This is a genomic window from Rhodoferax sp., from assembly GCF_030646845.1.
Lineage (GTDB): Bacteria > Pseudomonadota > Gammaproteobacteria > Burkholderiales > Burkholderiaceae_C > Rhodoferax.
In genome coordinates this window covers 1-14,234 of record NZ_JAUSLE010000029.1, presented here as the reverse complement: position 1 = coordinate 14,234, position 14,234 = coordinate 1, and the positions used below count along the sequence as shown (strand labels likewise).

Here is a 14,234-nt window from a genome sequence, read left to right as displayed (position 1 = left end):
GTCAAACGATCTCCTCTTCACCAAGGTAAATGGCACGCACTTCCTCATTGCCACGAATTTCCTCAGGAGTCCCCGTCACCATCAGACGACCGTACACCAGCACGCTGATGCGATCCGCCAATGCAAACACGGCGTTCATGTCATGCTCGACCAGCAGAATCGTGTACTTGCGCTTCAGCGTCTTGAGCAGCGCGACCACGGCCGCCGACTCCTGCACGCTCATTCCCGCCATGGGCTCATCGAGCAGCAGAAATTTCGGACGCGCTGCCAGCGCCATTGCCAGCTCCAGCTGGCGACGCTCACCATAGCCCAACTCAGACGCCAGCACCTGGGACCGCGCGCTGAGGCCAGCCGCCTCAATGCCTTCCTGCGCTGCGACCCGGGCCTCACGGTCCCCCAGCAGCGAATGCCAGAAGCGGAACGCATGGGTGCGGGCACCCAGGGCGGCCAGCGTGGCGTTTTCCAATACGGTGAATTCGTCGAACACCGAGGTGATCTGGTAGGAGCGCACCAGCCCCAGCCGGGCGCGGGCATTGATGCCCAAGGCAGTCACATCAGCATCACCAAGGCGGATGCGTCCGCTGTCGGAGCGCAGCTCGCCCGACAGTTGATTGATCAGCGTGGTCTTGCCCGCACCATTGGGGCCGATGATGGCGTGCAGCTCCCCTTCGCGCACATCCAGCGATACGTTGTCCGTGACCAGGATCGCTCCATAGCGCTTGGTCAGTAGGTCCGTTTGCAGCAGTGTCTTCATGCTTTGCCTTCCTTGGCAGAACGGTTCTGTAGCCAACCTGCCAGGCCGGTCTTACCCAGCATGGCGACCGCCAGAATGGCCAGACCAAACACGGCCATCCAATGTTCGGTGGCGGCCTTCAGCACTTCTTCCGTGCCGAGAAAGGCCAAGGCTCCCAGGAAAGGGCCGAAGACGCTACCCAGGCCGCCCAACACCACCATGACGATGAGCTCACCTGATACCGTCCAGGCCATGCTGCTGGGTGAGGCGTAGGCATTCAGATTGGCCAGCAGCATGCCGGCCACACCGCACAGCACGGCCGAGAGCGTGTAGGCGGCAAGCTGGTAACGCTGCAGCGCCAATCCCACGGACATGACCCGCCGGGCATTCTGGCGCCCCGCACGCAAAGCCATGCCAAAGGGTGACGCCCGCAGACGCAAAACCCAGTAGGTCAGCGCCACCAACACCACCCAGGCGCAGTAGTAGACGGCCATGGGCGTGTTCAATTGCAGGCCGAAGAATTCACTGGCAGTGGCAATGCCCATGCCGTCGTCACCACCATACTGCTTGAGGCTGACAATGACAAAGTAGCCCATTTGCGCAAAGGCCAGTGTGATCATGATGAAGGCGATGCCCGAGGTGCGCAGACTGATCAGCCCGGTAAAGCCCCCTACCAGCGCACACACCAGCACGCAGGCTGCCAGATGCACCCAGCCAGAAGACACACCGTAAAAGGCCGGCAGCGAAACGCTGTACATGCCAATGCCGATAAACAAAGCGTGTCCGAGACTGACCAGCCCACCAAAACCCAGCGCAATGTTCAGCGCGCTGGCGGCGATGGCGTAGACCAGGACGCGGGCAAAAAAGGCCACCCAGAAGTTGTCATCCATTGCCGTTGCAATGGGCGGGAGCACCGCCAGGGCCAGCAGCAAGAGCACCGGTATGAGCTGTGCCGGTCGTAACAGGTTCTTCATGACTTGGCCTTGTTGGCGGGAAACAGGCCATGCGGACGCCAGGCCAGGATCACGGCCATCAGCACGTATATCAGCATGGAGGCAAGGGCGGGTCCGGCGGCATTGGCAACTTCTCTGTCGGCAAAGGCGCGGATAAGCATGGGCAAAAAGGTGCGCCCCAGCGTGTCGACCAGGCCGACGATGATCCCGGCATAGAGTGCGCCATGCACCGAGCCAATGCCGCCAATCACGATCACCACCAGCGTGGTGATGAGTACGGGCTCGCCCATACCGCTTTGCACCGAGAGGATGGGACCGGCCATGGCGCCGGCCAGCGCCGCCAGCGCCGAGCCCAATGCGAACAGCATCGCGTTCAGCAGTCCGATGTTGACCCCCAGGGCACCCACCATCTGCGGATTGACCGAGCCGGCACGGATCAGCATGCCCATGCGGGTCTTATGGATCAGCCACTGGCTGCCGGCGGCCACCACCAGGCCCACCGCAATGATCAGAAAGCGGTAGCTGGGGTAGCTGAAACCCAGGAATTCGACCGTACCGGAAAGCGACTCGGGCAGTGTGACGAAGACCGGTTGCGGGCCCCAGACCATGCGCACCACTTCATTGAAGAAGAGCACCAGGCCAAAGGTCGCCAGCACATGGTCAAGGTGGTCACGCCGGTACAGGCGGGACACCGCCACCCATTCCAGCACCATGCCCACCACCACACCGGTGACCACGGCCGCCAGCACACCGAGTGCGAAAGAGCCGGTGTACCCGCCCACCACGGCCGCCGCATAGGCGCCCAGCATGTACAGCGAACCATGGGCCAGGTTGACAAAGCTCATGATGCCGAACACCAGGGTCAGGCCGGCGGCCAGCAGAAACAGCATGACGCCGTACTGCAGACCGTTGAGCAGCTGCGCGATGAGCAGGGAAGCGGACATCACTTAGCCTTGCACAGGGCTACGTAGGCATCCTGGTGGTCCGGCAGGGGCGTGCCCAACTGCTTGACGGTGACCTCGCTGCCTTCCTTGACGGTCTGGAAGGCGTAGTAGTTCTGCACCGGCATGTTGTTGGTGTTGAACCGGAACGGACCGCGCAGGGATTTCAACTCGGCACCGGCGGACTTGACCGCAGCTGCGAATGCCGCCTTGTCGGAGGTGTTGCCCTTGACCTTGCGCACGGCAATGTCCAGCAGCTTGGCCGTGTCATAGGCCACCGCCGCGTAATGGCTGGGAACGCGACCGTACTTTTTGCTGAAGCTGGCAATGAACTCGGCGTTGCCAGGTGTTTTCAGCGCCACATCCCACATCGCGCCCGAGATGGTGCCGACGGCAGCATCGCGCAGCGAAGGCAGAGTGGTGCCATCCACGGTGAAGGCGGACATCAGCGGAACCTTCTTCCCAAGGCCAGCCTGGCTGAACTGCTTGACGAAATTGACGCCCATGCCACCCGGATAGAACACGAACACGGCGTCTGGGCCGGCGGCCTGCAGCTGGGCGATCTCGGCAGAATAGTCGGGCTGGTTGACCTGGGTGTACACCTCATCAAGCACCTGTCCCTTGAAATAGCGCTTAAAGCCGGCCACGTAGTCTTTGCCGGCCTGGTAGTTGGGGGCCATCAGGTAGACACGCTTGTAGCCACTGTCCTGTGCGTACTTTCCCATGGCCTCCGCTGCGCCATCGTTCTGCCAGGACATGGAGAACACATTGGGCAGGCAGCCGGCACCGGCCAGCGGGGAGGGACCCGCATTGGTGGCGATGGCGACAGTGCCCGACTCCACGATGCGCGGCAGACTGGCCATCAGCACGTTGGAGAAGCCAAGGCCCACCATCGCGTCCACCTTGTCGCGGTCAATCAGCTTGCGCGCAATCTGGTTGCCCAGCTCGGGCTTGAGCTGGTCGTCTTCGCGCAAAACCGTGACGGCCTCGCCGCCCAGTTTTTTGCCCAGGGCCTCTATGCCGAGCATGAAGCCGTCGTACTGGTCCTGGCCGACTGCGGCCACGGGTCCGGACAAGGGCGCTGTAAAGCCAATTTTGATCTCGGCGTGCGCTGCGGACAGGCACAGGGCGGCCATGCTGCAGGCAATGGTCTTAACGATGGTAGGTAATTTCATAGTTGTCTCCTCATTTAAATTGACGCCTCCCGCGGGAGGCACATTCATCCGCCCGTTCAATCGAGCTTCAACATCACGCGCATGTTTTCTATGCGCACCGCATAGGTCCTGATGTTTTCGGTCAGCGGTGCGCACAAGGCTTTGCCGGTGCACACATCAAACTTGCCTTGGTGCAGCGGGCACTCAATTTCGCTGCCGTCCAGAAAGCCATCACTCATGCGCGCATGGCCGTGGGTGCAGATGTTGTCGGTGGCGAAGACCTCGCCACCGACTTCGTACAGGGCAATTTCCTTTCCAGCCACCTGCACGCCAATCACATCCCCCTCGGGAATATCCGCGAGGGCTGCGGCATCCATCCATTTCTCTGACATGGTGAGCCCCTAAATAGGATAGATGATGGAATTGGCGATCATCTCGCTGTCGTAGACGCACAGGCGCGACTGGAACTTCAGTCCTTCCGGCGTGCGCACGATGACATCGCGGTAATAGCCGACATTGAAGACCGTGGAGTCCCCGTCATACTTGGTGCGGATCACGGTGTAGTTGGCCTCCGAGGTGATACGCTCGCCATAGATGTCGCGCTCCACGGACACCACACGCGGTGTGCCCACGATGTGGCGCTGGTAGTAGGGGTCGTGGTACATGGTCTCCTTGACGCCATACACCCGGTCGCGAATCATGTTCTTGCTCTCCAGTGCCAGCAGGCACAAGGGCAGACCCTGGTCGAAGTTCTCGCGTGGCTGCAGCCGGTACGTGCCCTCTTCCACAAAGAACTCGGGCCATTTTTCCCACTCGGCCGAGTCGCAGACCATGGCGTAGTCGCTGTAAAGGTTGAGCAGTTCGAAGTAAGTCTTGAAGTCGATCATGTTTATTCCCCCATCACCTTGCGCCAGTAGTTGTACATGCCACGAATCAGGGTTTCGGTGACCATGTGATCTGCGTCCGCGATGTCGTATCCGCCCATCTCGATCACCGTGCGGTGCGCAGGCTTTTGCTCAAACCCCTCTTGCGACCATTCGATCACTTCGCCGTCGTCAGCGGACACAAAGCCTGCAGGTCCGAACAGGTTCGCCTGTATCAGACGACGTTCCTTCATCTCCGGCGTGTCGTCGGCAAAGCCGAAGTGGGTCCAGACGAAATCAAACGAGCCGTGGCCATTTGGCTGGATGTGGCGGGTGGACACACTGTTGACCTGTTGCTGGATGATCACGCTCGGGAAAATCGTGGTCATGACAGCCGTGGGGCCGCCCCACCAGGGTTCCGGAACAATGTCCAGCAAGCGTGGGTCGTTTACCTTCATCTGGTCCTTGAAGCTGTCCACCCCAGACACCACATCGGCGTTCTTGCCGCCCTGTCCGCGAGTGGAAATCATGGCGGCATGGCGGAAGTGCTCGTCCATCTTCAGCTCGGACTTGTTATCCGCGCGCCACAAACCAAAGGTAGAAAACCAGGTGTGCAGCAGGCCGGGGTGGTACGGATCCTTGATGTTTTCCTGCATCAGCTTCCAGTTGCCCGGAATGCGCTGACGGCGGTAGCCCAGGATCTCCAGCTTGCGGCCATCAAAGACGCGGTCAAAGTATTTCAGGATGGTGGGGCCGAGGAATTCTTCGAAGGGTTCCACGTCATGGTCGAAGGAGGCGAACACCACGCCACCACGCACGGCCACCTTGAGCTTGGTGAGGCCATGGTCGGCCACCTTGAAGTCTTTGGGCATACCGCCATTGACCTTGCCCTCCTGCTTGACACCCCGGAGAAAGGGTACGCCCTGCAGGTCGCCCTTGAGGCTGTAGTTCCATTGGTGGTAGGGGCAGAAGAAGTCCTTGGCGTGGCCATTGCGCTCGCGGCAGAAACGCATACCGCGGTGGGCGCAGACGTTTTCCACCACATTTACGTGGCCTTCCGGGTCACGCACCATGATGACTGAGCGCTCGCCGACCACCGTGCGCCGGAAGTCACCCGCGTTGGGGATTTCCGCTTCCAGGCCGACATAGCACCAGTGGCCGTTATAGAACAGGCGATCCAGTTCCTTCTTGTACAAGTCCTCACGGGTGTAGGCCCAAAATGGCACCCTGCTAGTTCCTTCCCCCGGCCACGCTGGGCTTTCTGGAAATACGGTTTTTGGTTCACTCATTGCTTGTCTCCTTGAGTTGGTTATGAGTCTGTGTTTGCGGCGCTTATCAGATGCCGCTTGGGTAAAAGGCGTCGGCGTGGACATGCCCGGGCTCCAAGCCCATGCGGGTGACGAGAAGGTTCAGGGCCTCCACCATGGCGGGGGCTCCACACAGATAGGCTCGCCAGCCCACCAAGGTGCCCAGGTCCCGTTCAATGGCATCGGTAACCAGACCACTGCGTTGGCCTGCTCCGGCCGCGCCGGTGGCCACGACGATATGGACTTTGACATTCGGATGCTCGGCTGCCAATGCCTGCAGGCGTTCGGCGTCGTACACATCCTGCCCACTACGCACTCCGAAGTACAGATGGATGGGGTTTTGCATGCCCGTCTCCAACGCGCCTCGAACGATCGACAGCACCGGGGCAAGACCAGTACCGCCACCCACGCAGAGCATCGGTCCGGTATGCTTTTGCCGCAGGTAGGCGGTACCCAGTGGGCCACTGACACGAATGGCAGCCCCAACTTCCAGATCGTCAAAGATGAATGCGGTGACCCGGCCGTCCGGCACTCGGCGAATCTGAAACTCCATTTCAGCGTCATCGCACAATCCGGCCATCGAATAAGGCCGAATGTGTTCGGGAGAGAATTGCAGCGTTGCATATTGCCCCGCACTGAACGAAATGGGCTTGGCAAGCTTTACCCGAATGCGCCGGATGTCATGGGTTGCCTCTTCTATGGCCGTTACCGTGCCCTTCACAATGCGTGCGGTATGCACCACAACCTCGTCCACCTCTGGCAATTCGATCACGCAGTTCTCAGTAAGCACCGACTGGCAGGCCAGTACATATTCGTCTTTTCCCGCGTGTGGTCTGCCGGCCTCCGGGCCACTGTTGCGAACCTGACCAGACAGAACGCGGCAGCGGCAGGTACCGCAACGCCCCGACATACAGCTGTAGGAAATAGGCAATTGATTGGCCCTGAGCACGTCCAATAGATTGCTTCCGCTTTCCACGTTCAGACGCACGTTGAGAGGTTCTACGACGAGTTCCATGTCTTGAAGGCTGATGCCCTTGTCTCCTGTTTGAGGCGATTTTGGAGACTTTCGCGATATAAGTCGATAAAGCGAATCCAATAGCTAAAATCACTGTTGTGAATATTGGGGTGTCGTATGGACTTGCGCGAAATTGACCTGAACCTCCTGGTTGTTTTCAATCAGCTTCTCTTGGATCGCAGCGTTTCCACGTCTGCAGAGAAGCTGGGGTTGACGCAGCCGGCCGTTAGCAACGCCCTCAAACGATTGCGCGCCGTATTGAAGGACGAACTGTTTTTGCGGACTTCACGCGGGATGGAGCCCACGCCTTATGCCTTGCATTTGGCAGAGCCAGTGATTTATGCGTTGAACGCGCTTCAGACCGCGTTCACCACACGCGACTCGTTTGATCCGCATGCCAGCACACGCAAGTTCCAGCTGGCAATGACCGATATTGGCGAGATGTACTTCATGCCGCCCCTGATGGTTGCATTGTCCAAGGTCGCACCTAATGTGCGGGTAAGCACTGTGCGACCTAACTCCGGAAACCTTAAGGAGGACATGGAGTCCGGTACGGTCGATTTGGCTCTAGGTCTGTTGCCCAACTTGCAGTCAGGCTTCTTTCAGCGCCGGCTGTTTCGCCACAAATATGTGTGCGTCTTTCGCAAAGGGCACCCCTTGGCCAAATCACCAATGACCTTAAAGCAGTTTTCTGAACTTGATCACGTTGGTGTCATCGCAGCGAATACAGGGCACAGTGAAGTAGACGGTTTGCTGGAACGTGCAGGCATTAAACGCAAGATGCGGTTGGTCGTTCCGCATTTCATTGCTGTGGGTCACATACTTCAGACCACCGATCTCATCTCCACTCTGCCTGAACGATTTGCTGAGCGCTGCGAAGCCCCATTTGGACTTGTCACATCACCTCATCCGGCACGTCTACCGGACATTGCAATTAACCTGTTCTGGCATGCCAAGTTCAACCGGGATCCCGCCAACATGTGGATTCGACAGCTCTTTGTAGAGCTGTTCGCCGACAGCGATGTCAAGCCCTCACCGCCGGGTGCTGCCCGTAGCCGATCAAGTTCAAAGTGACTTGAGGCGCCGGGCCCAATCGGGTATTCACCACCTTAATTATGCTTGTCACTTGCACAGCGTTTACTTCGAAGTAGAACGCCAACAGAGTGTGCATAGCAGTGAGCATTGAAATGCTCCCTCGAGTCGTTACATCCATTCATTGATCACCATGACCTCTAACTCCGAGCACGCAGCAACCGTTTTGATTAGTCGACAGGTTAAGCAAGGTCGCTAGTTTGAGTTTGAACGTGTACTGGGTCAAATCATTGCCGTTGCTGCAACGTTTAAGGGGCATCTGGGCGCGCCGTTGGTTCGCCCCGGGGATGAAGAGGGGGCTTACGGCAGCCTGTATCACATCGTCCTCGCATTTGGCAGTGAGTCCAACCTCAAAATTTGGCAAAACTCCCCGGTTAGCTCCCTCGGGTTGGCAGCAGCAGCCCCATTCATCGAGGGCCAGGCGTTGGTAAGACAAGTTTCAGGCTTGGCCCATTGGTTCCACGCGCCAACGGGACCTAAGCAAGTCCCATCACCGCGCTAGAAGTTTGCCGTTGTGACATGGCTTGGCATCTGTCCGACTGTTTACATGCTATTTTTGTTGCTGGGCGATATGCTTGCACCTTGGACACTACTGACACGCATCATGCTTTTAACGGTGATTGTTGTCGGTTTGATGACTTGGGTTTTTGACCCGCAATTGACTCGGCTGTTCAAGCCGTGGCTCTACTCTTCCTTATAGGTGTAAGCAACAGCTCGAAAGACAATAACTCTAAAAGATTTCGTTGAAACTTTTAGAACTGATCGATCACTGACCAGATTGGGCATCCAGCGGCAGTAACTGGCGGTCGGATATCAGGCATCTTGGTTGCTCGAATTTGGGTCGCTTCAAAACGGTCATTCGCGACCGACTGCAAATGGCCCGCCGCTGTCGACTTTCAACAGGCACTCGCTTGGCCGATCTCGCAACTTTGTCGGTAAGCGCGCGGCAAACCCATATTGAGATCGACGGAATATTGAGGCATCGTGTGCACGATGAAGATCGTGGACACCATGTCGACCCCGTCGACACATACTCAGCCGAAACGGCGCTTTTACAGCGCTGAACTCAAATCCCTCGTTGTTGCGCAATGCCGCTACAGCGGAGCCTCTATTGCCGGCGTCGCTCTGAGTCATCAAGTCAACGCCAATATTGTGCATCGATGGATCCGTGAAGAGCAGCAACGGGCTGAACAGGCACAAGTCCAGGGGCAGCTGGCGGCCTTCGTGCCGCTGACGGTCGAGGCTCCAGGGATGAACAAACCTTCAGAACCCGATGCTATCCGCGTCCAGGTGCAGCGCCCAACGGGGATGGTCACCGTCAACTGGCCCGTGCAGGACGGTGGCGCCTGCGCAGCCTGGCTGCGCGAGTGGCTCAAGTGATCCGCATCGATGCGGTGTGGCTGGCCGTTACTCCCTGGACATGCGCGCTGGAACTGATACCGCTCTGGCACGGGTTGTTTCGGTGTTCGGTGCCGCCCATCCCCATACGGCCTACCTCTTTGCCAACAAGCGAGGGAACCGCTTGAACGTTGCCGCGCGCTTACGGCCGACCATCACATGGCCCATGTGGGCCCAGTCCACTTGGGCCTGTTCGGCGCGCAGCGTGCGCAGCCGCAAGTAGGCCAAGAAGGCTCTGCCGAGAGCGTTCACGAGCTGCCTTTGACATCACCTGGACGCGCTCGGACGTAGTTTGTGTACGCTTGCTCTTGCCCGTTGACTCAGTATTTTGTTTCTCGCGGGGACACCAATAACTCCCCGCGCCGTCTTCCGGCATGGTGGGCTCGAACCCAATCACGCGACCGCCGCAGGAGGAGTTGAATCAGTCGTTCGATTAGTAAGACTCTGCAAATCAATTTGCTTTTGAATTTGTTGCCGTTTGGTTGGCCTACCTGGCCTGCGTTTTGAGGTGTTACTCAATGTGCTTGCGGTGAGGTCTTTTTCAGTGTCATCGGGAAAATTGACGTAGCTTGCTATCCAACGAGCGACATCAGCCTCACGCCAAAGCAGTCGTTTTGTACCGGGCAGACGGCAGATTGGTGGCAGTGAATGGGGGTTTCGAGTCGCGTCACTGCGAATGCTTGGGACTGACTTGTGGATGCGGGACGCCAGATTTTCAACAGTGAGTAAGTTCTCCGTGTTAACCCCGGGCCTTACAATTTTCGTCGGAGCATCCATAATTCGTCTTTTGTACGCTTTAAAGGTTAAAGTGTAACGCGTAAAGCGGTAAAATTTACCACATGAAACGAAAATCATCCTCTAGTCATGAAGATGTCGACAGCTATGTTGACTCGTTATTGAAATCGCAATTCAACATCGACACGCGTTTAAAACTGCTTTTGACGTGTTTGACCAACAACAAGAATGACTGGAAATCGTTAGAACGAGACACAGGCATAGCCGCTGAAAAGTGGCGCCAATACACCAGAGGCACCACAAAAGCTTCCGTGTCAATGCTCGATGCGGTGGGTAAAACTTGGCCGCAATATGCGTTCTGGTTGATGACGGGCGTATCAGATGAGAGGCATGGACACCATCCACCCAACCACATCTGGGCATTTCCCAATTTCGATCCTCACCAAGAACGCCAAGAGACCAAAACTGGTGTGGAAGACAACTATGAAAAGACTACAAGCTATTTCAAACTTGCCAGCAAACTCGCAACAGAACTCTGGCCATTGGGCGGTCCATTTGAGTCCTTCACATACCTAGGGAAAGCAGACGATGCGCCGACTACAGGAAGATCAACTCTTGGAATCGAGATCAAAGGCAAATTGGGCGCAGCAAGAAAAACAAACCAACGCCTTGCAGCCGACCTAGACCTCCTGCAGACTCTTGCAAGTTTGAAGGAGCGTGAGTTCCTTCTTAACAATCCAAATCTTGACGGGCATGAGGCCGACGACTAAATAAACGCACACTGGCTCGCCTCGCCAGTCCGTCAGGCTGGGTGAGTCTGTCGGAATCTCCAAGCGCCAGAAGCCAGCGCAAATGCACATGCTGGTCAAACGGCGCGCCTGCCCCTTATTTGTTAACGATGTATCGCATTCACCTTATGCGAAGTGGTTTGGGGCGATGGCCCCTTTGCGCCGGACAGAAGAGGCCGTAAATAGCGCCTCGTTGGTGAGGGTGACTGCAAGAGAGTGCGTTGGAATGCATTTCGTTGTAGATATGACATAAATGTTGCCACAAATTTGCCACACTTGAAGTGCAAAAGTGTGCCAAACAATGCAAAACAACGCACTGTCCTGCAATGGCTAGTGCGTTGTTTTTATTGCATATTTTGGTGCCGGAGAGATGAATCGAACACCCGACCTTCTCATTACGAATGAGCTGCTCTACCGACTGAGCTACACCGGCTTTTTAACTTTCAATTATAGCCCGGCTCGTTCCGCCTCATTGTGGTAGCGGGTGACGCGTTCCACTTCGTTCTTCGAACCCAGAATCACGCTCACGCGTTCGTGCAGTTTGCCGGGCTGGATGTCCAGGATGCGCTGCTTGCCGTTGGTGGCGGCACCGCCGGCCTGCTCGATGAGCCAGCTCATCGGGTTGGCTTCGTACATCAGGCGCAGCTTGCCGGGCTTCCCGGGCTCGCGCTTGTCCCACGGGTACAGGAAGACGCCGCCGCGCGTCAGAATGCGGTGCACATCGGCCACCATGCTGGCAATCCAGCGCATGTTGAAGTCTTTTTCGCGCGGGCCCTCTTTGCCCTGCAGGCATTCGTCGATGTAGCGCTTGACGGGCTCATCCCAGTGCCGCATGTTGCTCATGTTGATGGCAAATTCCTTGGTGTCTTGCGGGATGCGCACGTTTTCCTCGGTCAGCACAAACGAGCCCTGCTCGCGGTCCAGTGTGAACATGGCCACGCCGTCGCCCACCGTCAGCACCAGCGTGGTCTGCGGGCCGTAGACGCAGTAGCCGGCGGCCACCTGCTGGCGGCCGGGCTGCAGGAAGTCGCCTTCGTCCACGCCACGGTCGTCCTCGGGCATTTTCAGCACGCTGAAGATGGTGCCGATGCTGACGTTGACGTCGATGTTGCTGGAGCCGTCCAGGGGATCGAACAGCAGCAGGTATTCGCCCTGCGGATAGCGGTTGGGTACCACGTAGATGGCGTCCATTTCCTCACTGGCCATGGCTGCCAGATGGCCGCCCCATTCATTGGCTTCGATCAGCACTTCGTTGGCGATGATGTCGAGCTTTTTCTGCACTTCGCCTTGCACGTTTTCGCTGTCGGCGGTGCCCAGCACGCCACCCAATGCGCCTTTGTTGACGGCCTGGCTGATGCTCTTGCAAGCGCGGGCCACCACTTCAAGCAGCAGGCGCAACTGGGACGGTATGTGCCCGTCCATGCGCTGCTGTTCCACCAGGTAGCGGGTGAGGGAGATTTTTGGACTCATGGGTACTCTATTGGGTTAGTTTTGTGAGGGTGCGTGAGGACTGAATGACAGACTCAGTCGGCCAGGGCGCGGCTGACCACCTCGCGCACGTCGCTGCTCAAATCGGTCTTGGCCGCGATGCGGGCCAGGGCTTCGCGCGCCGCGCTGCGGTACGGTTCCGTCAGTTTTTTCCAGCGGTCCAGCGCGCGCGCCAGGCGGGCGGCGACCTGCGGGTTTATGCTGTCGAGCTCCATCACCCGCTCGCTCCAGAACACATAGCCTGCCGCATCCGCGCGATGGAACGCGCCGGGGTTGGCGTTGCAGTAGCTGAAGATGACGCTGCGCGCCCGGTTCGGGTTGCGGATGCTGAAGTCCGGGTGGATCATCAGCTGGCGCACCGCCGGCAGCACCTGGCCGCCACGGTCGCAGGCGCCGGCCTGCAGGGAGAACCATTTGTCCAGCACCAGTTCTTCGTTCTTGAACTGGGTGTGAAAGCGCGCCAGCGCCGCGGTTGCGAGTTCATGGCCGCTGTTGACCAGCGCACTGAGTGCATTGGCGCGGTCGGTCATGTTGCTGGCATCCTTGAAGCGCTGGTAGGTCTTGCCCGGCCACACGCTGTCGCGGTTGTCCCGCGCAGCCAGGCACAGCTGCCCCAGCGCCATGCCGGCCAGCGCGCGACGGCCGGCCGACACGGCGTCGGGCCGGTAGCTGCCGTTGTCGTTGTGGGTTTCAAGCGCCCATTGCCAGTCGGCGGCCAGTGCCGCTGCCAGCTGGGCGCGCATGGCTTCGCGCACGGCGTGGATGCGCTGCGGGTCCACCACGTCGAGCTGCTCGGCGATGTAGGTCTCGGAGGGCAGGGTGAGCACCAGTTCCTTGAAAGCCGCATCCAGTGCCGGATGACGCAGCACGCTGCGCATGGCCTCGATGTAAGCATCATTTAACGGGTTAGCCCCCGTCGTTATTGCGTTATCAGCTATTGATTTAATAGCGCTGCGCAGCGCCAAGCGCTGGCCGGCTTCCCAGCGGTTGAACGGGTCGGGGTCATTGGCCAGCAGCGTCAGCAGCTGGGCGTCGCTGTAGTCAAAGTCCAGCAGCACGGGCGCGGTGAAGCCGCGCAGGATGGACGGCACGGGCTCCTCATCCACGTTGACAAAGGTGATGGACTCATTGGCCTGGGTCATCACAAACAGGTGGTTGTCGGACGCGGCCACAGCGCTGCCTTGCAGCTGCAGGGGCAGGGCGGCGCCGCTGACGCTCACCAGTCCCAGGCGCACGGGAATCACAAACGGCTCTTTGGCAGCCTGGCCCGGCGTGGCGGCGCAGCTTTGCGCCAGCGTCAGGGTGTACGTGCGTGCCTGTGCGTCGTACTGGCCCGTGGCTTGCAGGCGCGGCGTGCCGGCCTGGCTGTACCAGCGCTTGAACTGCGGCAGCAGGCGCGCCAGATCCGACTCCGGGTTGGCGTCGGCAATGGCCTGGGCGAAATCGTCGCAGGTCACGGCCTGGCCGTCATGGCGCGCAAAGTACAGCGTCATGCCTTTGGCGAAGCCCTGGCGCCCCACCAGCGTCTGCATCATGCGCACCACCTCGGCACCTTTTTCGTAAATGGTGACGGTGTAGAAGTTGTTGATCTCGAGGTAGCTGTCGGGCCGCACCGGGGGCGCCATCGGGCCGGCGTCTTCCGGGAACTGGGCGGTGCGCAGCTCGCGCACGTCTTCGATGCGCTTGTGAGCCCGGGCCGAGGCGTCGCCGCACTGGTCCTGCGAGAACTCCTGGTCGCGGAACTCGGTCAGGACTTCTTTTAAGGAG

The 14,234-nt window shown here is 58.8% G+C and carries 14 protein-coding genes and 1 tRNA gene; 4 read left to right on the top strand and 11 right to left on the bottom strand.

Features of this window, described 5'->3' with window-relative positions:
• Window position 1: 1 nt before the first annotated feature.
• The 8 genes from Q7T10_RS07870 to Q7T10_RS07835 are packed head-to-tail and all read right to left on the bottom strand — an operon-like array spanning window position 2 to window position 6,966.
• A complete protein-coding gene (locus Q7T10_RS07870) occupies window positions 2-754 on the bottom strand; it encodes an ABC transporter ATP-binding protein (protein ID WP_304747340.1) in 753 nt (250 codons plus the stop codon).
• Window positions 751-1,707 carry a branched-chain amino acid ABC transporter permease gene (locus tag Q7T10_RS07865; protein ID WP_304747339.1) on the bottom strand — a complete coding sequence of 319 codons (957 nt, stop codon included), beginning with the start codon at window positions 1,705-1,707 and terminating at the stop codon, window positions 751-753. Before Q7T10_RS07865 ends, Q7T10_RS07870 begins: the two co-directional genes overlap by 4 nt.
• Window positions 1,704-2,630, bottom strand: a complete 927-nt coding sequence (locus Q7T10_RS07860; RefSeq protein WP_304747338.1) for a branched-chain amino acid ABC transporter permease — start codon at window positions 2,628-2,630, stop codon at window positions 1,704-1,706. Before Q7T10_RS07860 ends, Q7T10_RS07865 begins: the two co-directional genes overlap by 4 nt.
• Complete coding sequence (locus Q7T10_RS07855; protein WP_304747337.1) at window positions 2,630-3,802, bottom strand: ABC transporter substrate-binding protein; 1,173 nt, start codon at window positions 3,800-3,802, stop codon at window positions 2,630-2,632. Before Q7T10_RS07855 ends, Q7T10_RS07860 begins: the two co-directional genes overlap by 1 nt.
• 56 nt (window positions 3,803-3,858) lie before the next feature.
• Complete coding sequence (nagAb, locus tag Q7T10_RS07850) at window positions 3,859-4,173, bottom strand: naphthalene 1,2-dioxygenase/salicylate 5-hydroxylase systems ferredoxin NagAb (RefSeq protein WP_304747336.1); 315 nt, start codon at window positions 4,171-4,173, stop codon at window positions 3,859-3,861.
• A 9-nt stretch (window positions 4,174-4,182) separates the two neighbouring features.
• The gene (gene nagH, locus Q7T10_RS07845) at window positions 4,183-4,668 is read right to left on the bottom strand and encodes a dalicylate 5-hydroxylase small oxygenase NagH (protein WP_304747335.1); all 486 of its coding nucleotides are present in this window, start codon (window positions 4,666-4,668) and stop codon (window positions 4,183-4,185) included.
• 2 nt (window positions 4,669-4,670) lie between these two features.
• Window positions 4,671-5,933 (bottom strand): aromatic ring-hydroxylating dioxygenase subunit alpha, encoded by a 1,263-nt coding sequence (locus Q7T10_RS07840; RefSeq protein WP_304747334.1) that lies wholly within the window; start codon window positions 5,931-5,933, stop codon window positions 4,671-4,673.
• 46 nt (window positions 5,934-5,979) lie between these two features.
• On the bottom strand, window positions 5,980-6,966 hold the full coding sequence (locus Q7T10_RS07835; protein ID WP_304747333.1) for a 2Fe-2S iron-sulfur cluster-binding protein: 987 nt from the start codon (window positions 6,964-6,966) through the stop codon (window positions 5,980-5,982).
• A 117-nt stretch (window positions 6,967-7,083) separates the two neighbouring features.
• Here Q7T10_RS07835 and Q7T10_RS07830 point away from each other — a divergent pair, with 117 nt between their 5' ends.
• From Q7T10_RS07830 to Q7T10_RS07815, 4 genes are all read left to right on the top strand, one after another.
• Complete coding sequence (locus tag Q7T10_RS07830) at window positions 7,084-8,040, top strand: LysR family transcriptional regulator (protein ID WP_304747332.1); 957 nt, start codon at window positions 7,084-7,086, stop codon at window positions 8,038-8,040.
• A 1,011-nt stretch (window positions 8,041-9,051) separates the two neighbouring features.
• Complete coding sequence (locus tag Q7T10_RS07825; RefSeq protein WP_304747331.1) at window positions 9,052-9,438, top strand: transposase; 387 nt, start codon at window positions 9,052-9,054, stop codon at window positions 9,436-9,438.
• A gap of 40 nt (window positions 9,439-9,478) precedes the next feature.
• Window positions 9,479-9,679 (top strand): hypothetical protein, encoded by a 201-nt coding sequence (locus Q7T10_RS07820; RefSeq protein ID WP_304747354.1) that lies wholly within the window; start codon window positions 9,479-9,481, stop codon window positions 9,677-9,679.
• Window positions 9,680-10,295: 616 nt separating this feature from the next.
• Entirely contained in the window at window positions 10,296-10,961 is a 666-nt protein-coding gene (locus Q7T10_RS07815; protein WP_304747330.1) for a hypothetical protein, read from the top strand.
• Between the two features lie 375 nt (window positions 10,962-11,336).
• Here Q7T10_RS07815 and Q7T10_RS07810 read toward each other — a convergent pair.
• From Q7T10_RS07810 to Q7T10_RS07800, 3 genes are all read right to left on the bottom strand, one after another.
• Window positions 11,337-11,412: transfer RNA gene (locus Q7T10_RS07810), tRNA-Thr, on the bottom strand.
• 14 nt (window positions 11,413-11,426) lie between these two features.
• The gene (locus Q7T10_RS07805; protein ID WP_304747329.1) at window positions 11,427-12,449 is read right to left on the bottom strand and encodes a class 1 fructose-bisphosphatase; all 1,023 of its coding nucleotides are present in this window, start codon (window positions 12,447-12,449) and stop codon (window positions 11,427-11,429) included.
• Between the two features lie 53 nt (window positions 12,450-12,502).
• Window positions 12,503-14,234: DUF3458 domain-containing protein (locus Q7T10_RS07800; protein WP_304747328.1), on the bottom strand; the 1,732-nt coding region annotated here is incomplete at its 5' end.

What these genes read in the sequence shown, in the direction of transcription:
- Q7T10_RS07870 (WP_304747340.1), bottom strand. Translation starts at nt 754, where the DNA reads ATGAAGACACTGCTGCAAACGGACCTACTGACCAAGCGCTATGGAGCG.
- Q7T10_RS07865 (WP_304747339.1), bottom strand. Translation starts at nt 1,707, where the DNA reads ATGAAGAACCTGTTACGACCGGCACAGCTCATACCGGTGCTCTTGCTG.
- Q7T10_RS07860 (WP_304747338.1), bottom strand. Translation starts at nt 2,630, where the DNA reads ATGTCCGCTTCCCTGCTCATCGCGCAGCTGCTCAACGGTCTGCAGTAC.
- Q7T10_RS07855 (WP_304747337.1), bottom strand. Translation starts at nt 3,802, where the DNA reads ATGAAATTACCTACCATCGTTAAGACCATTGCCTGCAGCATGGCCGCC.
- nagAb (WP_304747336.1), bottom strand. Translation starts at nt 4,173, where the DNA reads ATGTCAGAGAAATGGATGGATGCCGCAGCCCTCGCGGATATTCCCGAG.
- nagH (WP_304747335.1), bottom strand. Translation starts at nt 4,668, where the DNA reads ATGATCGACTTCAAGACTTACTTCGAACTGCTCAACCTTTACAGCGAC.
- Q7T10_RS07840 (WP_304747334.1), bottom strand. Translation starts at nt 5,933, where the DNA reads ATGAGTGAACCAAAAACCGTATTTCCAGAAAGCCCAGCGTGGCCGGGG.
- Q7T10_RS07835 (WP_304747333.1), bottom strand. Translation starts at nt 6,966, where the DNA reads ATGGAACTCGTCGTAGAACCTCTCAACGTGCGTCTGAACGTGGAAAGC.
- Q7T10_RS07830 (WP_304747332.1), top strand. Translation starts at nt 7,084, where the DNA reads ATGGACTTGCGCGAAATTGACCTGAACCTCCTGGTTGTTTTCAATCAG.
- Q7T10_RS07825 (WP_304747331.1), top strand. Translation starts at nt 9,052, where the DNA reads ATGAAGATCGTGGACACCATGTCGACCCCGTCGACACATACTCAGCCG.
- Q7T10_RS07820 (WP_304747354.1), top strand. Translation starts at nt 9,479, where the DNA reads ATGCGCGCTGGAACTGATACCGCTCTGGCACGGGTTGTTTCGGTGTTC.
- Q7T10_RS07815 (WP_304747330.1), top strand. Translation starts at nt 10,296, where the DNA reads ATGAAACGAAAATCATCCTCTAGTCATGAAGATGTCGACAGCTATGTT.
- Q7T10_RS07805 (WP_304747329.1), bottom strand. Translation starts at nt 12,449, where the DNA reads ATGAGTCCAAAAATCTCCCTCACCCGCTACCTGGTGGAACAGCAGCGC.